Source organism: Adhaeribacter soli (genome assembly GCF_008727925.1).
Classification (GTDB): Bacteria; Bacteroidota; Bacteroidia; order Cytophagales; family Hymenobacteraceae; genus Adhaeribacter_A; species Adhaeribacter_A soli.
Genome location: NZ_VTWT01000002.1, coordinates 236,283 through 255,484, shown reverse-complemented (window position 1 = coordinate 255,484; position 19,202 = coordinate 236,283). Strand labels below are relative to the sequence as shown.

The following is a 19,202-nucleotide window of genomic DNA, read 5'->3' as shown; positions in this document are numbered from 1 at the left end:
AGGAAAGTCCCCGTTTGAAGGGGGGATTTAATTCTGATAAATTCTCCCCTTCAGGAGAGCTAGAGGGGGCATTTACCTGTTCGTCATTGTAGAAACAGCCCTTTTGAGGCTGTCGCCTCACTGATTTACAAACTTCAGAATATTTGTAGGTCCAAGTTCCCGCTTCGCTCAAACTTGAACCAGCGAACGTGAGCATGAAGCGGCCCTGCTTCCAAAGTGGAACTTCAAAAGGCTGGAAGGCCAATGATTAAACCAGATTAGCGGTAGTTATTCCAGATGGCTTTTTTTACCGTTGCCAGTACCGTTCCCAGGGGTTGCGAAGCGTCGATGGTTATTACCTGACAGCTGTCTTTAAACTGCAGGGCCTTGATGCCGGCAATTTTGGCTTCCAGCATTTCCAGACTGGTTTCGCCGGGTTTGCGGGCTTCCACCACTTCGGCTTCGGCAATCAGTTTTATCACCAGGTCCGGGGGATTATTTTCAGCCTTTTTATACACCTTTGCTTCCAGATCGGAAATGGCCCGGAAAACCGGATTTGAAGATTTCGCCAGGTGGTTTAAAAGCGGACCATCGTTGTAGCCCATGATCTGGTTTTGCGGGAAACGGTCACAGATCACGAGCATGCCTTTTTGCTTGGCTTGCTGCATGCGTTCCAGATTTCGGCTTTTTTCATTGGCTACCAGCATGGCTTCGATGCATTTGTAAACATTGGCCAGTAATCCTTTTTGCTTATTTCCGGAATTCCTATTTCCTTTTTTAGCGGTTCCTTTTTTCGGCTCAGGACCTACCATTTTTCGGGCGCCCAATAGTACTTTCCGGGCTAAAGAAATTTTGCCGTCGCCGCGGCCCAGGTACACGCGGTACACATCCAGCTTGGTGCGGAAAGTGTTTTGCAGATCGGCGGTAACGGTAGATTTTCCGGATCCGTCGGCGCCTACCACCGCAATGGTGAGGCCGCCGCGCGGGTTAATGCGTTGCGACATGATGGGGCGGTTTAATAATGTGGCCAGCTTACGGGAAAAAAGTACGGTTGCTTCGCGGTACCAGCGGGTTAAAGTAGCTTCGGCAGGGGAATACAGGCGGTACTTTTTGAATTCCTTTTTTATCAGGAGGGCTAATTTTTGTAGCTCTTTCCGGTTGAATCTTCCGGTTACCAGGTTGTATATGGGCCGGTAGTTATTGAACAAGCTTTTCAGAATGGTTTCGATCTGGGAATCGGTAACACGCTCCTTCAGCCAGCGGTATTCCTTCATTACGTTTTCGGAATAATTCACCCGGTTCAGTAGGCTCATTTTCAGGGCTTCGCGGTTGCGTAATTTTAAGGCTTCGCGGAAGTAAAGCAGGATCAGTTCGAAGGCGGGGGAGGAAGTGTAAATGCCAAACGTTTCGTCGTAAACCCGGCTTTTTAGAATTTTGTCTTCCAGGGCCAATTGGTAGCCTTTCAGGTAGGTTTCGCCCATGGTCATGCGGAAATGCGCGTGCAGGTGCACCACTTTTCCGGAGGGAATGTCCAGGCCGATATAGTCTTCTATGTCGTGGTATTGTTTTTCCTTAATGGAATCGAATTTCTTGAAACCAAGGGTGTGCAAGTGCTGCAGAAGTTTGCCTTTCTGCTTTATGTCGAACAACACATCCAAATCGGTGTCTCCGGTCATGGAGGCATCTAAATGTTCGTTGCTTTTCCAGTGACAATACAGGATGTTCTGCTTATGGAAAACATCAAGCAGACCGGCGATCAGGTTCAGTTTGGTAACCGGTTTGGCTACAGTATCATCCAGCGGTTTGGCAGCTAAATCTTGCATTTTGGTAACGGTTTAGATCGATGTTTTCTTTAATAAGTCAGCGCATGGCCAGTTGAATATTGCCGGGGAGTCGAGAGGTAAATGTTGACAGGTCTTTATCAGTTTAAAGGATGACTGCCAGCTGATGCAGATTTCATAGACAGCTACCGGAATAGTAAGGCATCCGGATCAGGGGCAGGCATTCCATATCTCCTTCTTAATTTTTGAAAGGGTTTTGGCCAGCGGCTGGTTTAAGTCGATTATGATGGTTTTGGTATTGTTCCGGCTGTTTACTTTCCCTTTTTCCGAGATCTTTTCCACTACCAGCTCATGCGAGTTCCCACCCGGAAGCATGGTTTCTTTTAATAAAGGTTCGTCAACCAGCTCGATCAGGATATCGGGCGGATTGTGCTGGGCCAAGGCAAAGAGTTGTTTTTTTATACTTAAACCAGCTTTGGTTAACTGGTCTCTGCCGTTGTTGGAAATAGCAGCTTCAGCATTGTCCGTACGGGGGAAATGCTCACAAATGACAAACATTCCTTTTTGCCTGGCTTTTAAAATGTAGCGAAGGTTGCGGATCTTTTTTTGGTGCAGAAGCCAGGCCTTCAGGTTTTTTTTTAAGCTCTGGACCTGGGTCATTTGCAGCACCGTAAAGTTCTTTTTATAGACTTGGTATTGCGGTTTTTCTGGTGCCGATGCTACCATTTTTCCGATGATGCCGCGGATTTCTTTTTCCCAATCTGGTCTTATCTTTCCATGGCGTACGGATAAAGTATACACATCCAGTTTTTGCCGGAAGGTGTGTTTCAGGTCTTCCAGGATCCTGGTTTTTTCGTAGCAGTTTTTCCCGTTAATCGCAACAACAACGCCTCCCCTGGGGTTAATGCGCTGGGTAGAAAACGGGTAAGGAAACCGCTGAGCCAACTTCCGGGCAAGAATTACCGTGGCTTCGTGGTACCAGCGGCGCATCAGGGCTATTCCGGGTTTATATAAATGGTTGTTTCTGAATTCTTTTCTTAGCAGGTGCGCCAGTTTTCGCATTTGCAAGCGGTTGAATTCGCCGGTTACCAAATCATAAACGGGGCGGAAATCGGTGAGCAGTTCCTGGAGAACAGCCTTGATTTTAGCATCTGTGGTTCTCTTTTTCAGCCAGGTGTATTCCCGCTGGGTTTTCCCGGTATAATTTATTTTGCCGGATAGGTAAATTTTAGCAACGTCGCGGTGGCGGAGGCTCAGGGCTTCGCTGAAACATAAGAGCAGCAGTTCCAGAGTTGGCTCCGAACAGTAAATGCCAAATTGCTCGTTGTAGATCCGGGTATTCAGAAATTTTTCCTCCAGGTTTATCTGGTACGATTTCAGAAATAGTTTTCCCACTGTTAACCTGAAATATGAATGCACGTGCACGATCCTGCCCGAAGGGGTATCCAGGCCGATATAATCCACCACATCCTTCATTTGTTTCTGGCGAATGACATTGAATTTCTTAAAACCCAGATCAGCCAGGAGAGCCTCCAATGCTGGTTTCTGGTTTATGTCAAACAGTATATCCAAGTCGCTGTCCCCGATCATGGAGGCGCCCACGTGTTCGTTCCCTTTCCAGTGGCAATACCGGATGCCTTGTTTGTGAAACGCAAGCAACAGGTTTTCAACCAGCGAAAGCGCAGGGACCTGGATGTTTACTTCCTTATCCATGGGTAGGGTTGGTTGTTTTAGGGGTGGAAGCCGGTTTAAAGCGTTTCAGGATCAGTTTTTGAACTAATTCCTGCTGATCGGGCCGCATGAAAATGCCGGGGAAGAAATAGGTAGAAAGCAGAATCTGAGCGCCGGCTCCTATACCGGTTATCAGTAAAACGGCCAGGGCGGAATCTATATTTTCGCGGCACAGCGTAAGCAGAATTAGGGTTGTCATGCCGGTAGTAGCTCCCAGCAATAGTCCATGGTAGTGGGCTTTGGCAATATCGGACCAACGGACGTCGGTAAGCTGCACGCTGAGCTGGGCCATGAGCAGGAAGTTGACGATCAGCGCAATTGCTACGCCCCAGGCCACGCCGTAAAGACCCCAGAACTGCCCGATATACGAGCCCAGAACTACCATTACGCCATAGATCAGCTGCCGCCAGGCCCTTTTATAAACGGCACCGGTGGCCCGAACCAGGGTATCGCTCATTTTGTAGCTCATCCGGAAAAGCAGGCCGCTGGCCAGGATCTGAAACGGCAGGGTAACTCCAACCCATTTTGGCCCGAGCAGCACCAGCACGATTTCCGGCGCTAAAAAGACCAGGAGCACGCTTAACGGAATGCCGGCCAGGGCAATAAAGCCGACCCCGGTCAGGAAAGCTTTGCCCAATCGTTGCTTGTCGTCCTGCACTTTGGCCATGGCCGGAAAAAGCGATTGATCCAGCGCGGTACCAAACAGGGCGGCAGGCATTACCATGAACTGGTAAGCGCGGCCGTAGATACCGAGGGCAGCGGCGCCCAGCATGCGGCCGATCACCAGGTTATCGCCCTGCAGGGCAATGTAGTTCCCGATACGGGCCAGGGTGAAGCCACCGCCAAAATGAAGCAGTTCCTTAAAAGCATTGCGGTCCAGTTTTGGCGTTTTTGGGTAAGGCTGAATGATTACTACCAGGATAGCATGAAGCAAGGATTGGGATAGCAAAGCTGTAACTAAGGCCCATTTTCCGTAGCCTAAATACCCTAAGGTGATCCCAACGATCCCGTAACCAATCGCATAAGAAGCGACATCGATGCCGGCAATTACCTTAAATTTCATTGCGCGTTGCAAAAGGGCCTGGCCCACGAGGGTGAAGGAATCGATCAGAAAGATCAGGGAAACGGTTCTGAGTACTTCCTGCAGGCCTTCCATGCGAAAGAAAGTTGCCAGCATAGGGGCACCTAAAAATAAGGTGGTGGCAAAGCATAAACCCATCAGTAAGGACATGGTAAAGCCGGTTGCCAGGTGGCGGTCTTCCAGTTCTTTCCGCTGCACAATGGCCGGGCCTACGCCCATCTGGGTGAACATTTTGGAAAACTCAATGGCAATGACCGCCATACCTACCACCCCGAATTCCTTCGGACTAATTAACCGGGCCATAATGGCAAGCACCCCAATTTTAAGGGAAACCTGAATGCCGCTGCCGGTTATCGTCCAGAGAAAGCCGGCAAGCGTGCGGTCGGTAAGTTTTTTTTCCTTTGTCATAAAGTTGGGATAACGAATAGGTATTTTTTTGCTTTAAAACCCTGGCGGTAAACAGCCACAGGTAACTCAGCTAATGCATTTGCTGAAACCCAAACGAACAGGGTAGCATATAGAATTTTTAGAGGATCGAAAGGATAGGTGCTTTTGCGAAGGCCTAAACCCGTTCGGCTTTTCTGGACTGGCTTTTTTCGGTGGAATAGTAATTGTTGTACCAGTCGGTGAATTTCTTCAGGCCGGTTTGAATGGGGGTTTCCGGGCGGTAGTTGAAGTTGTTGATCAGGTCGTCTACGTTGGCCCAGGTAGCAATTACATCGCCGTCCTGAATTTCTTTCATTTCCAGAATGGCTTCCTTACCCATATTCTTTTCAATTTCCTGAATAAAGCCAAGCAGTTCTACCGGATTGTTGTTGCCGATGTTGTAAATGCAGTAAGGCGCGGAGGAGCGGGAAGGATCCGGTTTTTTAGGATCCCAATCCTGGCAAGGTTGTGCCGGGCTGTCCATTACGTTTATAATTCCCTGAATAATATCGTCGATGTAAGTAAAATCCCTTTTCATTTTACCGTGATTGAATACCTGGATCGGCTTGTTTTTCCGGATGGCTTCGGCAAACAGGAAATACGCCATATCCGGCCGGCCCCAGGGACCATAAACGGTAAAGAAGCGGAGCCCGGAAGTAGGGATGCGGTATAAGTGGCTGTAGGTGTGCGCCATAAGCTCATTGGCTTTTTTGCTGGCCGCGTAAAGCGAAACCGGGTGTTCTACATTGTGTTTTACCGAGAACGGCATTTCTTCGTTCATGCCGTAAACGCTCGAGGAGCTGGCATAAACCAGGTGTTTTATTTTATTATGCCGGCTGGCTTCCAGAATGTTCAGAAAACCTATTAAATTGGATTGGGCATAGGCATCTGGGTTGGTAATGGAATAACGCACGCCGGCCTGGGCGGCTAAATGTACAATTACATCGAACTGTTCGCGGGCGCATAGGGCCATTAATTCGTTTTTGTCTTCCAGGTTCATGCGGATGAAGCGGTAACCCGGGTGGCGAATGCTTTTAACTTCTTTGTTCCAGGCAATTAAGTGCTCCCGGATACCGCTTTCGGCCAAGCGGTCGAATTTCAGCCGCTGATCGTAATAGTCATTGATGTTGTCTACGCCTACCACTTCGTCGCCGCGGCGGAGCAATTGTTCGGCTAAGAAAAAACCTACAAAACCGGCTGTTCCGGTAACTAATACTTTCATATTGTAAGATTTAAAGGTGCAGGACAAAAACAGGAAGGGGCATTCGGTAAACCCATGGTTGCTGCTTGCAAATGGACTTGCTGCAGACCGGGGTAAAAACGGGGAAGGTTATTTCAGCACTTTTCAGTTATCTTTTCGATGGAGTCGAGGTCGGTTTCAACGTAAAGCGTGAAGCCTAGCGAAGGAAGGGCAACTTTAACCGTGTGGTTTTTTATGGCCACTACCGTACCTTCTTTTTCCTGGAAAGTGCCCTGGGTAACTTTAATGGTATCGTTTACCTGAAGGGCGGTTTTCTCCAGTTTTACGTTGCGATGTTCGTTTAAGAACTGCCGGATCGCGTTGATCTCCGCTTCGGGAATAACGGCCGGTCGGCCCAGCCAATGAACCAGGTTCAGGATGCCGTTTACTTTCCGAAGTTCGCCGAGTTGCTTTTCCGTTACTTTTACAAATACATAGGAGGTGAACAAAGGCTCTTCAATTGTTTTTTTCCGGTCGCTCCACTGGCGGGTAACCCGGTGCAGGGGGCAGTAATTGGTAAACCCCTGAAAGGTTAGCTCTTCGGCCACTTTTTTTTCCCAGCGGGGTTTGGTGTAAACAGCATACCATTTCGAGTCCATAATTTTTTGTTTTGTTGAAGAGCTTGGTGAAAGGATAAGGCTTCGCCGACCTCAGTCACAGGGCGTAACCGGGAGAAAAATTGCGCTATATTTCAGGGAGGTGTATTTAAAAGCACTTTAGCATTTTATTTATAAGCCGGGTATTAAACCAGCTTTGCAGAAGTTCTTTTTGGAGGAGCGTCTGAATTTATTTTTAAATCAGCAGGTTGTCTTTACTTTTTTAACCCGAAAACCTACCATTTTAGATCCGTCTGGCTGCTTTCGTACAGGCGTTTATATAAGAACCGTACAACTTGCAGTATGTTTATGTAAATTGAATTATTCTAATGTAAATAAAAGGCTGATGCGCCTGTGAATACTTTTTAATGCATATTCCTTAGCGTTTAAATCTTTCATTTCAGCCGTCGATCCGTTCCCGGAATAATTTGAATTTGGGCAGGAGTTTCTGGCTGAAAAAAGCGAGTTGCGATTTTGCCTGGGTATCCTGGGTTTTGAAACCTTTCTCGCGGTAGCGGCCTTCGTAGCCGTAGCCATAACCGTAGCCATCGCCCTTAATAAAGCCCCTCGATTTTACGGCGGTAAATACAATGCCCAGGTTATTCATGGCCCTGAGGCGCGGATTCTGGTTCAGGCGTTTTATTTTCGTTTTAGGCGTATAGCCATGCCGCATAATAAAGAGGTTCGCGTCGCAATATTCGGAGAGCAGATAGGCATCCGAAACCAGTTCCACCGGCGGCGTATCTACCAGAATGTAATCGAATTGTTTTTCCAGGCCTTCGAACAGCTCGTCGAGCTTGCCGTTGAGGAGCAACTCGGTATGATCGCCAATGTCCATGCCGGCCGGTACCACGCTCAGGTTCTTGAAACTGGTCTCCCGGATTATAGTTTCCAGCCGTACTTCGTCGTTCAGGTACTCAATAATGCCGTTTTGCTTAAAGAGATCGAACATGAGCGAGGTATTCGGGTTGCGTAAGTCGAAGTCGAGCAGCACTACTTTTTTCCCGGAGGTAGCCAGGCTGTAAGCCAGGTTGGTACTCACAAAGCTTTTACCTTCGCCGGCCACGCTGGAAGTGATCATGATCTTTTTCCGGTTGAACGATCGCCCAAACAAACCCATGGTAGCCCGCATTTGCCGGAACTGCTCAATAACGCAAACTTCTTCCGGTTCGGCAAACAAGGTCTCTTTCTGGCGTTTTACTTCGGAAAGTTCAATTACAATCGGTACGTTCGTGCGTTCTTCAATATCGGTTCGGAATAGAATTTTTCCGGTAAGTTGCTCTTTGCCAACTATAATACTCACCCCGAAACCAAGGGCCGCCATTACCGCCATTAAATAAACCGCAAACGCTTTCGGGCTTACCGGCAAAATAGAAGATTCGGCCAGGTCCACCACGCGGCTGTCGCCGGCGGAAGGGGCGTGCGAAAGGGCGGTTTCTTCCCGTTTCTGCAGCAGGAAGCTGTACGCGTTATTTTTAATGGCCTGCTGCCGGCTTATTTCCAGTAATTCTTTTTCCTTTTTCGGAATGGCCTGCAGGGCAACGTTAAAGGAGCTGTTGGTGGTTGCCAGGTGAGCCCGACTGGCAATTAAATTATCGCGCTGGTTCCGGATGTTTTCCAGAATGCCGGGCCGCACTTTTTGTATTTCATCGGCTAAAGCAAGCAGAATGGGATTGTTTTCGGCCGTGGTGTTCTTTAAGTTATTGTACTGAGTCTCGGCATTGTAGAGTTTCTGCAGCAGCTGCTCAAGTACCGGGTCGTTCACTCCCAGGGTAGAAGGTACAATGCCTGTTGCTTTATTCTTGGAGATCACGTAATTCTCTACTTTCTGCAATACCGCCAGCTGAATGTTGATGTCTGCAATTTTGCGGTCGTTTTCGCCTACGCTCTGCAGGTACAATTTGCTTTGCTCACCCAGGTTTACCACGCCTTGCGACGATTTGTATTGCTGCACTTTTTCCTCTACGTTTTCCAGGTCTTTTTCTATCAGTTTTATCCGGTCCTCAATAAAAGCCATGGTGTTAGCAGCCAGGGTATTCCGTTCGTTCAGGGCAGCTTGGTCGTAAGCGTAAATAAGGTTGTTCAGAATGGCCTCGCCGCGTTGTGGAACGGGATCTTCGAGCGTAATATTTATAACGGTAGAAAGCTTGTTGGCAGGTTCTATCTTCAGATTGGCCAGCAGTCCATCGGTAACTTGGCGGGTCGGGATCAGGGAAAAATACAAAGGTCCTATTGGCGCTGCACTTTGTTTTTCGTTCCGCTGGAACAACATAATGCCGTAAGGGGTCCGTACCCATTCATCGAGCGGGTATTCTTTTTCCTGAAATTTAATTTTATGAGTGCCTTCGTTAAACGTGAAATACACCTGGGGCACTTCGCTGATTCTTTCCGGGTTCTTCACTTTTATAATAACGGGAGAAGAGGCATACGCCGGGATGGATCTGAACTGATCTTCTTCAAATACCTGGGCATACAGCATGAGCGTGTCCACCACCTTGTTCATCAGGCCGCGCGACTGGATCACTTTAATTTCGTTGTCCACCAGTTTACTGGAAGCAAAAGCATCTATCGCTTCCATCATGCGCGGGTCATTTATGCCTTTCTTTTCGTCCTTTATAAGCAGGGAGGCGGAAACTTCGTAGGTAGGCACGGACAGATAACGGAGGTAACCCCATGCTCCGAATAAGGAAACTACCAGCAAACCGGCAAAAAGCGGCCAGTAGGGCAGAAACCGGAACATTAACGAAGAGAACATGCTCTCCTCTGAATTAGGAATATCTTTATTGACTTGAAGCATAGCTTTAGGGATTATCGGGTGAAAAGATCGATACTGACAACGGCTAAAGACAAGGCGCTGAGAATGACCGGCAACCAGGTGCGGGCGCCGCTGGCGTTGCTGATCTTGGCCTTATTTGGTTCTACATAAATAATGTCGTTCGATTTGAGATAATAATATGGGGAAGTGAAAAGCTCGTTGGAAGTCAGATCTATCCGGTGGAGCATTTTCTTTCCATTTTCTTCCCGGATGAGCAAAACATTGTCGCGGTTGGCGAAGATCGTTAAGTCGCCGGCCAGGCCTAAAGCTTCCAGGAAGGTTATTTTTTCGTTGGGAATAGTCAGGACCGACGGCCGCGCCACTTCGCCCAATACTGAAACCTTGTAGTTCAGGTAGCGAATGTCCACGATCGGGTCCAGGAGTAATTTGCGGCGGAGAATCTCGTTCCGGATGCCGTCCTGCAAGGCTTTTTTAGTTAAGCCGGCAGCTTTTATTTCGCCTAAATAAGGGAGTTTAATGTTGCCTTCCGTATCTACCAGATAGCCGGTGGCTTGTGAGGTGGTAGCGGTGGCTGTAGAAGGCCGGTCAGCCGTGGCATTAAGGGAGTTGAAAACTTCGGAGGCCTGCGGATTGAGGCTGGTTACCGTAATGCTTAACAGATCGTTGGGTTGAATTACCGGCTCTAAACTCTGGGTAGCAGCCGGAAACTCGCTTTTGCCGTTCTGGCTGAAATAAATGGCTTTCCGGGAGCTGCCGCATGCCGATAGAAAAAGCACGTAGGCACTTATTAATACATATACAGCGAAGCGGTACGGTTTCATACAAACGGAAGGTTTAGAGTGGTAAATAAGTACTTATAATAAGCAATTCTATTTATTATAAAATTTGAATATTACAAATAATTAGTTGTTTATTCCAATACGGTTGGGGGTAGGCATAGTTACCCGGACAGGAGCTTTAAGTAGTGGGGAAACGGTTTTTAAAGGTTAAAGTAATATTACCCTGGAAGCAGGCCGGAGAATTGAAATATATGAATCTGGCGGAGTAAGGCTTTGATGTTGTGTTTTAAGGAAATTAAGCTATAAAGCAGCCTATAGGTATAAAGCTAGGTAATTTTTACGAGTGCTTAACCAATGAGCTAAGTAGCATATTTTTTGAAAACACATACGCTAAAGTAAATTAAAAAAGGAAGAAATTTCAAATTCTCTCCCTGTTTGTCAACGGCCTTAAACTGACAATGAAGTTCTTACCCTTCCTTTCCGATTTTTGGCATTCACCTTTAATTTGCACTATTTTGTTAATTTATTTCATAATAATTCTAATTAAAGTTCAACCATTTGCGCCTTTTTCGTAAAAACGGATAGTTTAAAGGAAAACAGCTCAACCCCACCGGAAAAAGCAGATGCTGTACAGATCTGACCTGCCAGGTTAAAAGCTGAAGAAATCAGCCCCAAGGGTGCTGCATTTTAAAACGATCACGCGCTATTCCTGCTTCTCCGAGTTTATTCCCTGTCTTTCAGGTAAAAACGCTACTGTTTCCGGCCAAAAAAGCCGAACAGGGAAATTTTGCCCTGAAAGAGCCTGATTGCCGGTTAAAAAAAGTTAGTGCCGGCCGGAGTTGATCATGAATGTGTGCTGTGGTGCCTCTAAAAGCTGAAGAGTAAAGAAAAGCAGCAGGAATTTTAGCAGGCTGTAACGGCAGTTATTTCCCAATTGCTAGTTTCTAAAGCTTATCTGTATGAATAAACCCAAGTTTAATGCCTTTTCCGAGCAAATTGCTTCGCCTGATTTTTCAGTAAGCCGCCCGGCTGCCCGTCTCCTAGGCCACCTGCTGCCCGATGGAAAAGGAAAAACCATCCTTTATATAAACCAATTCGAAGGACTGACCGCTGCAGCAACCACCGAATACGATGCCCTCATCCTGGATTATTGCGAACCGGTTGCTTGTGAACGGTTTCTTTTCGAGTTAAGGGGTTCTTTTTCCGAATTGCTTTATTTAAAACCTGTTTTCCTGCTTGCCGCAGCCGCGCCGCAAAAGGAAATGATCCGGCAATTGGTAGACGGGGTAATTCCGGCGGTGCAGCTGGCCGGCATCAGCAATTTAATGGAACAGCTCCTGCAACGCAACCGGGAAATATTGAAAGCAGCCCACGGTTCAGAAAACGAAAAGCCACTGCTCATGAAAGCTATCCGGTACCTGGCTTCGAGGAAGGCAAGCCTGATACCGGTTCCCGATCCCGATTCGGTTATCGGCTACAGTTTTCCGATCCTAACAGTAAGCTGCAAAAGCCACCAATTTGAGCAGGTTATGGAAGCGGTGAACGAAGGCGTGAAAAAAGGTTTTTTCGATCCTGATTTTATTTCCCGGCTACAGTTGTGCCCCGAGTGTTTCAGTGATTCATTTAGTCTCCGCGATATCTGCCCCCATTGCAAAACCCTTCTGTTCGCCAGTCATAATCCCTTTTTGCACGCAAGCCAGGCGGCTACCGTTTCGGAGAACGGCGTGCCGGAAAAGAATACCCTGTTCAAGCAAAACAGCGAGGCTGCCGTCATGAAAGTAAGCGTAGATTATAGCAAACCTTCGGAAATTCAAACCTGCCACATTTGCCGCCACCAGACCCGGGACCCGGAAATCAAAGCTTTTTGCAACAGTTGCCATACCGAATCGGAGCCGGAGCATTTAGTCAGTTTCGATGTGGCGGCGCTTAAGCTTACGGCAGCCGGCGCCACGGCGGCCCTGAACCGGAGCGGCGACGAACAACAGGCCGGCGTAATGGCCCCGGGTGTAATTTCGCAGGATTCCTTTTCGCTTTTTCTGGAACACGAAATGGAACGGTACCGGAGTGGCGCTTTTCCGGGGACCATCGGTATTCTGCAGCTGCAGCTCTCGGCCGCCGACCGTAACCGGCTGGGGAACCGGGTGGTAAGATTACTGAAGGAAGTGGCCGATGAAATAAAACCGAATCTGGCGCCGTCCAATTTTCTGAGCTTGTCTTACACCCACCATGCCCTGCTTATTCTATTGCCTAATACCCAGAAAGTAGACGCCATTCAGATCATAACCGGTTTCCGGCAGGATATTGAAAGATTGCTGAGGTTTAACCTGGCCGTAACGGCAAAAAAAGTAAAGATGATCGTGAAGGAAATTCAGCGAAATGGTTTTAGCGCCGAAGCATTCTTAGCTTCCCTTTTGGCAAAGTAAGTAAAAGGATATTGGTATCTGGATATAAGTACCTGGACAAATAAAAATCTATAATTCAGTATTTTTTATGATTGTATTTCCTTGCAGGCTATGCAGTTATTTTACGCTTGCTACTTAATTCCTGAAATGAAATTTTACGGGTTTTCTCCTCCTTAAACCCAAAAAGGCCCCGCAGAGCGGGGCCTTTTTATTGCTGGAATATTTGCTTGCGGATTATGCTTCCGGTTCTTTCCAGTTATCCATTTTAATTTTCTCGATGAGCAGGTAATTCTTAAACTCGTGGATAAGCTTTGCCATTTCCTTTTCGCGCTGTTCCATTTCCGCCAGTTCTTCGTCAGACGTTTGCAGGACCGGTTCCAGCTTCGCCAGGTTTTCCTGCATCATGTCGCGGTTATAAGCGGCATGTTCGCGGGTTTGGGACGGCAGTTGCTCGTTGTGGGCGGTTACGTCCATTTCGGCAATCACCTGGCGGAGGTAAGGTACCAGATCCCAGGGGTTGTTCGGCCGGTTCCAGGTAAAGGTAATGTTGCAGCGGCGGCACTTGTATTTGTTCGAGCGCCAGCCTTGTTCGCTTAACGCCACGCCGTTCAGTTTCAGGTGCGTACTTTTGTTGCATTTCGGGCAAACGGCCTGGTCTTTAACGATCTCGCTTAGTTTTTTGCGCTTTTCCAGTACCGCTTCGCGGTTGGCGGCATGGGCATACAGGCTGTTGGCCAGGTTTTCGCAGGCCTCGGTAACCTGCTGTTCCTGTTCGTTCAGTTGCCCTTCCTGAATTAATTTTTCGGCCCTTTTCTTAAAGAAATTGGTAAGCTTTATAAGTTCGCGTTCGTTCGGTTTCAGGTTTTTCATGCAGAAAGGCTACTGTTTTCAGGAAAACAAATATACTGGTTAAACCCTGAAAAACTTAGGCTTTTAAAGCAAAAAAGCTACTCCCAAGGTAAATGGGAGCAGCTTTTAAGAAGTTGTTCAGGGGGTAACTTTCCGTTACCCTTTTTTCTTTTTTCCTTTTTCTATTTTCAGTTTTTCGGTGTCCGATTTCATTTTCACGTCGCCGTCTTTTTCAGTTTTAGTGCGCATGTGGTCGTGACCTTCGTGGTTCTCCTGGCTCATCCGGCCTTGCATCATGTTGCCGTTCATGTCCATGCGGTCGCCGTTTTTCATGTTCATGGTGGTGCCGTCGGCCATTTTAACCATACCGTTGCTCATGATCATGGTTCCGTTTGCAAAAGTAGTATCCTTGGTCATGATGGTGGTCTGGCCGTTGCGGGTTATTAAAATTTTGTCGCCTTCCATCATAACGCCTTCGCGCATGGCATTGGAGGGCATGGTGGTAGTGCCGGACATTTCCCCTTTGGCTTTGGATTTCCGGGTAACTTCAGTGCCGGTTCCGGAAGTAGATTGGGCCTGGGTGCTGGTGCAGGCTAAAAATACGAACAGGAAACCTGCTAAAACAGAAACTAAATTTTTCATAGTAATTAGGTTAGAATTTTGTAATCGTTTTCTGCTTTACCGCATTAACACAGAAAATGTTGCTTTTCAGGGATCATATTCCGGTAAGGCAAAACATAAAACGGTAAACAAGAGTATTAGCAGGAGAAATTCTTACACTAACCAAACTGCTATGAATTCTGAATATCAAGACCAGCGGCCACTAACGCCCGAAGAGCAGGATGCTGAATTTCAGCGTCAGGAAGCCATCCGGATCGCCAACCAGGAAACCTCCGGCGAAGCAACGCCCCCGGATATCAGCCCAACCGGCGTGCGCCGCGGCGGTTCGCCAACTTCCGATGAAAATTTCGATGGTACCCGGGCGGCTAACCCCAGTCGGAGCCTGGAAGACCGCGATACCAACGATGGCGACGCCAACAACGAAAACGATTAATAAATCGCGCTGAAAACGCTATCCTTTCACCTTAAAAAGCCAGCAATATGAACGAACCGGAAAAACCTTTCGAAAAAGACAAGATCACGAATTCCGACGAAAGCAAGCGCTTGCCTGATGATAATCCGGAACCGGTAGAAGGCATGAAAACCGATAACCTGGATACCGAGCCCGAAGGAAATATTGAAGAAGGGAATGTAGCGGCCAAGAAAGAAGAAGATACCCGTAAGCTGGACGGCAGCAATGCCAATAATTTACGAACCAAATAAAGCCTGCCGGTTGCCTGCCGGAAATGGTCAGCAGCTTTTAAGCCAGAACAAGGCAGTTTCCGGGTCTTTGAAATACTTGAAGGTAACCAGTAAAGGATCGGTTTTTTCGATGATGTTGTTGAGCGAATCCTGGTTGAAAATATAATCGGATTCTACAATAGCATTAAAGCGGAAACCGGCCGCAATGGCGCTGGGCATCCAGTAGGAAATTACCCATTCCGCATCGGCGCTGCCAATGGTTTTCATGCGTCGGGCGTCCGTTAAAAGCTTCGAGTAACCATGCATCCGGAACAGCGAAAGGGCCTGCATGTAGATCTCGCGGAACGCCTGGCTGGGGAGTAAGCCTTTCCAGGTCATCATTACACAGCCAGCATCCGGGTGATGTTCTATGCTGCAGCATTCGTTTTCAAAATGCGGGGAAATGGTTTTATGCAACATATTTAAAAACGGTTAGGTGAAATGAAGCCTGCTTTTACCAAGTATAACCATAATATATTGATTTTAAATCTTTTCAAGATAAAGATTATGTAAAATCTTGTTTTTGCTATAAACCCGCGTTTTTGATCTGAATAAATCCGGAGGTAAACCAACCGGTTTTATCCGGATCCGTTTATAAGAAATTGTTCCATTGTTTTACCTTAAACCAGAAGATTATGTACCGTCATCCTTCATATAGCGAAAACAACGATTGGGAAGATCTGAACCAGTCGCAACGAGGAAATAGCAATATTCAGCAATACCATCATTACGGTAACGAGCGGGATCCGCGCTTTAGCCGGCCGGATAACAGCCGGGAGCATAACCAGAACCGCGAAGATAATTTCGGCTCCGGCTATGGCCTGAATCCGGAGAACCGCCGCAACCAGGATTACAATTTCGACTACGATCAGCCGGAGCGCAGCCGCAACCAGTACGACGATTTCCGGGGCGCCTACCGGTTAGACACCGAAAGAACAGATGCGGGTTACCGCCAACTGAACGACCGGAATTTTGGCGAAGATTACGGCTACGGCCACGCCGGAAGTTCCCGCACCGGCGGCGACTACGGCCGCGACCAGAGCGACTACGGCACCGGGGGCACTTACGGGGCTTCGCGCAATGCCGGCTCCATGGGCAGCTATGGCGGGGCGCAAGGTTACGGATCCAGCCGCGGCGGCCACAATACCAGCAACGATCCCTGGACCAGCGGCCATCATGACCGGAGCTATCAGCCCCAGCATCGCATCTACGGCGCCTACCGCGACCGCAACAGCTTTGCCGAAGGCGAGAAAGAAACCTACGACGGAACTACCCGCTACGGCTCTCAGGGGGCCGATACAACCCGCGGTTGGCTTCCTTCCGGACGTTCAGGTGTTTCCGGAAACCGGGCAACCGACAGAAGCTCCGACGATGCCCGTTACGAGATCTACGATTCGGCTTTAAGCCAGTACAACCGCGGCGAATACGGCAACACTACCGGCGGTAGTATTTCGGAAGAACTAAATTTACGCACGCATCAGAATTATCCGCCTTACCAGTATTATGGTTCCCATCAGCGCGGTTTCCGGCAAGGCTCCGGCAACGACCAAGATAGCCAACTGGGTACGGATATGGAATATGGCAATACCGCCGGCTCGCTGAGCGTTGGCTACGATGGTTTTTACGGAGAACCCGGCCCCAGAAACCGTTACTACGATCCATTGACCGGCGATGTCCGGAACCCGGGCGCTGAACGCAATCTTTAAAACCAAAACAGTATCTGAAATAAAGCAGAAAAGCCGCCGCCTTTTACAGGCGGCGGCTTTTCTGCTTTATTTTTACAATGAAATAGCTAAGGTAAAGAAAACTTCTATATAGGGTTCAGTTAAAATTAATAGGTTGTATTTCCTGACGTTGTGCCGGAAGTGGTTCCCCCGGTTGTACTGGAGTTTGTGCCCCCGGTTGTTGTTCCGGAAGTAGTTCCTCCTGAAGTGCCGCCGGATGTCGTTCCGCTTGTAGCGCCTGTTGTAGTTCCTCCGGTTGTTCCTGTAGTTGTACCTGAGGTAGTGCCACCAGTAGTAGTACCAGAAGTTGTTCCGGTGGTAGTAGGAGTGGAGGTAGTGCCGGTAGTGCTGCCGGTGGTTGTGCCGCCAGAGGTAGTTCCTCCCCCTGAAGTTGTTCCTCCACCAGAAGTAGTGCCGCCAGTAGAACCTCCATTAGTGGTTCCGCCGCTGGTAGTGGAACCTCCACTTGTAGTAGAACCTCCGGTTGTGCTTCCGCCCGTAGAACCGGAGGTAGAGCCAGTTGTAGAACCTCCCGTAGTGCCGCCGGACGGATTGTTGCCCGTAGCGCCACTGGTTGTTCCTGATTTACCTGGTGTATTGGCAGTGTTCATGTCGCTTGATGAGCCTGTTCCGGGAGCATCATACCTTTGGCCGCCGCTTTGGTCGGTGCCGCAACTGGTCAGGCCTACGGAAACAAATATTAAACCGGCTGCAAACGCTGAGATCCATTTCTTTTTCATAGTAGTTAGGATTAAGTAAAAACATACCCTCTTAGTACGGGAATGCGGACCTTAAGTATTTCCTGTATTATCAATGTGAATCCTTGTTTTTCCGGATGCAAACACTTAATTGACAATTGATTATGAGGGGAGGGTTGTGTTTTTGCCCGGAAAATTCATCAGGGATTGAACCTTGGTACACCTGGTAATGTATAGAATGACTAATTTTATTAGTAAAATGCTGGCTTTAGTCGGCTGTTATTCGTTTTTGATAATTTAACTAAAAATATTGGCTGGAAAATGGTTAAAAAATTAGCAAATTCTTAACTTTAAGCATGGAAAAAAAGGATGAACTTTGGAAGGGTAGAGGGGCGCAATTTAATCCTGCCAATAAATTTCAGAAACACGAATACGTTACCGAGCATATGGCAGGCTTGGATGAACCTTGGCTGGCCGAAGCGCCCAAAATGGAGTATTTCGTAGAACTGCCGAAAAAAATAGTAAACAAAATAGACAGCCCGGACCTGGGTGCAGGCTATTCCATGAACCCGTACCAGGGCTGTGAGCACGGTTGTGTATACTGCTTTGCCCGCAACACCCACGAGTAATGGGGCTACGGTGCCGGCCTCGATTTCGAAAGCAAGATCATTATAAAAGAAAATGCCCCGCTGGTGCTCGCTAAACAACTGGAAAGTCCCAAATGGGAACCAAAACCCATTATGCTAGCCGGAAATACAGATTGCTACCAGCCCATTGAAGCCAAAAAACAGATTACCCGCAAACTCCTGGAAGTACTGTTGCGCTATCGGCATCCGGTAAGCCTGATCACCAAAAATTCTCTGATTCTCCGCGACCTCGACCTGCTGAAAAAACTGAATGACTTGGACCTGGTGCACGTAAGCATTTCCATAACCACCCTGAACGAAAAGCTACGCCAGAAACTGGAACCAAGGACTGTATCCGGGAAAAAACGCCTGGAAGTGGTGAAACAACTATCCGACGCCGGTATTCCGGTTAACATAATGCTGGCCCCCATTATTCCGGCTTTAAACGATTTCGAAATTCCGGAATTAATGAAAGCCGCTTCCGAAGCCGGTGCCAGCAACGCGGCTTATACCATTGTGCGCCTGAACGGCAGCATCGGGAAAATATTTGAAGACTGGGTGCGCAAAGCTTATCCCGACCGGGCCGATAAAGTGCTGTACCAGATTGCACATTGCCACGGCGGCAAACTGAACGACAGCTGTTTCGGAACCCGCATTATAGGCGAAGGAAATTTTGCCGCCAACATTGCCAACCTGTTCAGAATAAGCAAAAAGAAGTACCTGAGCGGCCGCAAAATTAAACCCTACAACTATTCGCACTTCTGCAAAATGACCGGCAAGCAACTGGGGCTGTTTTAAATGGAAGGAAATTTCGTTGTTCGTTGGTCGTGTATGCTCAATATATTTGAGTTTCAGTTGAATTACTTTACTGCCGTTACGCAAGCTTTTTGAGGTCCCCCTTTGGAGGGGGTAGGGGGAGGATTTTACGTTACATGATTTTAAAAAAATAATCAGATAAATCCCCTTTCCTCCCCCTACCCCCTCCAAAGGGGGACTTTTCTCCTCCTTGCGTAAAATCAGTTACTTCAGCCTGAGCTTTCCCAAATAAATGGAAAGTGTAAATCGTTAAATAAAGCCTGATTTGCAGAAAATTCATTGTCGTCTGTTTTAGCTGACGGATAGCAGCTGGCAATGAAATTCGTATACCATTCAATCACTGTAATACGAGCAACG

At 47.9% G+C, this 19,202-nt stretch carries 17 protein-coding genes and 1 pseudogene; 6 read left to right on the top strand and 12 right to left on the bottom strand.

Annotated features, from left to right (window positions below; translation table 11 throughout):
• Positions 1–257 precede the first annotated feature (257 nt).
• The 7 genes from F0P94_RS04605 to F0P94_RS04575 form a co-directional block, all read right to left on the bottom strand.
• Positions 258–1,802 carry a nucleoside/nucleotide kinase family protein gene (locus tag F0P94_RS04605; protein WP_150902639.1) on the bottom strand — a complete coding sequence of 515 codons (1,545 nt, stop codon included), beginning with the start codon at positions 1,800–1,802 and terminating at the stop codon, positions 258–260.
• Between the two features lie 168 nt (positions 1,803–1,970).
• Positions 1,971–3,473 carry a hypothetical protein gene (locus F0P94_RS04600; RefSeq protein WP_150902638.1) on the bottom strand — a complete coding sequence of 501 codons (1,503 nt, stop codon included), beginning with the start codon at positions 3,471–3,473 and terminating at the stop codon, positions 1,971–1,973.
• The gene (locus F0P94_RS04595; RefSeq protein ID WP_150902637.1) at positions 3,466–4,980 is read right to left on the bottom strand and encodes a lipopolysaccharide biosynthesis protein; all 1,515 of its coding nucleotides are present in this window, start codon (positions 4,978–4,980) and stop codon (positions 3,466–3,468) included. The genes F0P94_RS04600 and F0P94_RS04595 overlap by 8 nt, the downstream gene beginning before the upstream one ends.
• A 154-nt stretch (positions 4,981–5,134) precedes the next feature.
• Positions 5,135–6,220 (bottom strand): NAD-dependent epimerase, encoded by a 1,086-nt coding sequence (locus tag F0P94_RS04590; protein WP_150902636.1) that lies wholly within the window; start codon positions 6,218–6,220, stop codon positions 5,135–5,137.
• A gap of 113 nt (positions 6,221–6,333) precedes the next feature.
• The gene (gene nusG, locus F0P94_RS04585) at positions 6,334–6,837 is read right to left on the bottom strand and encodes a transcription termination/antitermination protein NusG (RefSeq protein WP_150902635.1); all 504 of its coding nucleotides are present in this window, start codon (positions 6,835–6,837) and stop codon (positions 6,334–6,336) included.
• 397 nt (positions 6,838–7,234) lie between these two features.
• Positions 7,235–9,631 carry a GumC family protein gene (locus tag F0P94_RS04580; RefSeq protein ID WP_150902634.1) on the bottom strand — a complete coding sequence of 799 codons (2,397 nt, stop codon included), beginning with the start codon at positions 9,629–9,631 and terminating at the stop codon, positions 7,235–7,237.
• An 11-nt stretch (positions 9,632–9,642) separates the two neighbouring features.
• Positions 9,643–10,431: a polysaccharide biosynthesis/export family protein gene (locus F0P94_RS04575; RefSeq protein ID WP_150902633.1), complete on the bottom strand. Its 789-nt coding sequence runs from the start codon at positions 10,429–10,431 to the stop codon at positions 9,643–9,645.
• Between the two features lie 917 nt (positions 10,432–11,348).
• On the opposite strand from F0P94_RS04575, the gene F0P94_RS04570 reads away from it, so the two are divergent.
• Positions 11,349–12,812: a TackOD1 domain-containing metal-binding protein gene (locus F0P94_RS04570; RefSeq protein ID WP_150902632.1), complete on the top strand. Its 1,464-nt coding sequence runs from the start codon at positions 11,349–11,351 to the stop codon at positions 12,810–12,812.
• A 213-nt stretch (positions 12,813–13,025) separates the two neighbouring features.
• Here the strand turns inward: F0P94_RS04570 and F0P94_RS04565 are convergent, their stop codons facing one another.
• Positions 13,026–13,661 carry a hypothetical protein gene (locus F0P94_RS04565; protein WP_150902631.1) on the bottom strand — a complete coding sequence of 212 codons (636 nt, stop codon included), beginning with the start codon at positions 13,659–13,661 and terminating at the stop codon, positions 13,026–13,028.
• Between the two features lie 135 nt (positions 13,662–13,796).
• The gene (locus F0P94_RS04560) at positions 13,797–14,282 is read right to left on the bottom strand and encodes a DUF6799 domain-containing protein (RefSeq protein ID WP_150902630.1); all 486 of its coding nucleotides are present in this window, start codon (positions 14,280–14,282) and stop codon (positions 13,797–13,799) included.
• A 151-nt stretch (positions 14,283–14,433) separates the two neighbouring features.
• Between F0P94_RS04560 and F0P94_RS04555 the strand changes: the two genes are divergently transcribed.
• Positions 14,434–14,694 carry a hypothetical protein gene (locus F0P94_RS04555; RefSeq protein WP_150902629.1) on the top strand — a complete coding sequence of 87 codons (261 nt, stop codon included), beginning with the start codon at positions 14,434–14,436 and terminating at the stop codon, positions 14,692–14,694.
• A gap of 47 nt (positions 14,695–14,741) precedes the next feature.
• Positions 14,742–14,963: a hypothetical protein gene (locus tag F0P94_RS04550; RefSeq protein WP_150902628.1), complete on the top strand. Its 222-nt coding sequence runs from the start codon at positions 14,742–14,744 to the stop codon at positions 14,961–14,963.
• A gap of 27 nt (positions 14,964–14,990) precedes the next feature.
• Here the strand turns inward: F0P94_RS04550 and F0P94_RS04545 are convergent, their stop codons facing one another.
• Complete coding sequence (locus F0P94_RS04545) at positions 14,991–15,401, bottom strand: hypothetical protein (protein WP_150902627.1); 411 nt, start codon at positions 15,399–15,401, stop codon at positions 14,991–14,993.
• Between the two features lie 215 nt (positions 15,402–15,616).
• On the opposite strand from F0P94_RS04545, the gene F0P94_RS04540 reads away from it, so the two are divergent.
• A complete protein-coding gene (locus F0P94_RS04540) occupies positions 15,617–16,687 on the top strand; it encodes a hypothetical protein (RefSeq protein WP_150902626.1) in 1,071 nt (356 codons plus the stop codon).
• A 125-nt stretch (positions 16,688–16,812) separates the two neighbouring features.
• Here the strand turns inward: F0P94_RS04540 and F0P94_RS04535 are convergent, their stop codons facing one another.
• A complete protein-coding gene (locus F0P94_RS04535) occupies positions 16,813–17,445 on the bottom strand; it encodes a hypothetical protein (protein ID WP_150902625.1) in 633 nt (210 codons plus the stop codon).
• A 314-nt stretch (positions 17,446–17,759) separates the two neighbouring features.
• Here F0P94_RS04535 and F0P94_RS20015 point away from each other — a divergent pair, with 314 nt between their 5' ends.
• Together F0P94_RS20015 and F0P94_RS04530 are read left to right on the top strand one after the other, a co-directional pair.
• On the top strand, positions 17,760–18,032 hold the full coding sequence (locus F0P94_RS20015; RefSeq protein WP_394349661.1) for a hypothetical protein: 273 nt from the start codon (positions 17,760–17,762) through the stop codon (positions 18,030–18,032).
• Positions 18,033–18,044: 12 nt separating this feature from the next.
• A pseudogene (locus F0P94_RS04530) lies at positions 18,045–18,827 on the top strand (radical SAM protein); the annotation flags it as partial.
• A gap of 130 nt (positions 18,828–18,957) precedes the next feature.
• On the opposite strand, the gene F0P94_RS19580 reads toward F0P94_RS04530, so the two are convergent.
• Positions 18,958–19,125 carry a hypothetical protein gene (locus tag F0P94_RS19580; RefSeq protein WP_191906914.1) on the bottom strand — a complete coding sequence of 56 codons (168 nt, stop codon included), beginning with the start codon at positions 19,123–19,125 and terminating at the stop codon, positions 18,958–18,960.
• Between the last annotated feature and the right edge of the window lie 77 nt (positions 19,126–19,202).

Bases quoted from the DNA above. Each gene is read 5' to 3' on its own strand.
- F0P94_RS04565 (WP_150902631.1), bottom strand. From the start codon at position 13,661: ATGAAAAACCTGAAACCGAACGAACGCGAACTTATAAAGCTTACCAAT.
- F0P94_RS04545 (WP_150902627.1), bottom strand. From the start codon at position 15,401: ATGTTGCATAAAACCATTTCCCCGCATTTTGAAAACGAATGCTGCAGC.
- F0P94_RS19580 (WP_191906914.1), bottom strand. From the start codon at position 19,125: ATGAATTTTCTGCAAATCAGGCTTTATTTAACGATTTACACTTTCCAT.
- F0P94_RS04555 (WP_150902629.1), top strand. From the start codon at position 14,434: ATGAATTCTGAATATCAAGACCAGCGGCCACTAACGCCCGAAGAGCAG.
- F0P94_RS04600 (WP_150902638.1), bottom strand. From the start codon at position 3,473: ATGGATAAGGAAGTAAACATCCAGGTCCCTGCGCTTTCGCTGGTTGAA.
- nusG (WP_150902635.1), bottom strand. From the start codon at position 6,837: ATGGACTCGAAATGGTATGCTGTTTACACCAAACCCCGCTGGGAAAAA.
- F0P94_RS04570 (WP_150902632.1), top strand. From the start codon at position 11,349: ATGAATAAACCCAAGTTTAATGCCTTTTCCGAGCAAATTGCTTCGCCT.
- F0P94_RS04590 (WP_150902636.1), bottom strand. From the start codon at position 6,220: ATGAAAGTATTAGTTACCGGAACAGCCGGTTTTGTAGGTTTTTTCTTA.
- F0P94_RS04575 (WP_150902633.1), bottom strand. From the start codon at position 10,431: ATGAAACCGTACCGCTTCGCTGTATATGTATTAATAAGTGCCTACGTG.
- F0P94_RS04535 (WP_150902625.1), bottom strand. From the start codon at position 17,445: ATGAAAAAGAAATGGATCTCAGCGTTTGCAGCCGGTTTAATATTTGTT.
- F0P94_RS20015 (WP_394349661.1), top strand. From the start codon at position 17,760: ATGGAAAAAAAGGATGAACTTTGGAAGGGTAGAGGGGCGCAATTTAAT.
- F0P94_RS04550 (WP_150902628.1), top strand. From the start codon at position 14,742: ATGAACGAACCGGAAAAACCTTTCGAAAAAGACAAGATCACGAATTCC.
- F0P94_RS04605 (WP_150902639.1), bottom strand. From the start codon at position 1,802: ATGCAAGATTTAGCTGCCAAACCGCTGGATGATACTGTAGCCAAACCG.
- F0P94_RS04580 (WP_150902634.1), bottom strand. From the start codon at position 9,631: ATGCTTCAAGTCAATAAAGATATTCCTAATTCAGAGGAGAGCATGTTC.
- F0P94_RS04560 (WP_150902630.1), bottom strand. From the start codon at position 14,282: ATGAAAAATTTAGTTTCTGTTTTAGCAGGTTTCCTGTTCGTATTTTTA.
- F0P94_RS04540 (WP_150902626.1), top strand. From the start codon at position 15,617: ATGTACCGTCATCCTTCATATAGCGAAAACAACGATTGGGAAGATCTG.
- F0P94_RS04595 (WP_150902637.1), bottom strand. From the start codon at position 4,980: ATGACAAAGGAAAAAAAACTTACCGACCGCACGCTTGCCGGCTTTCTC.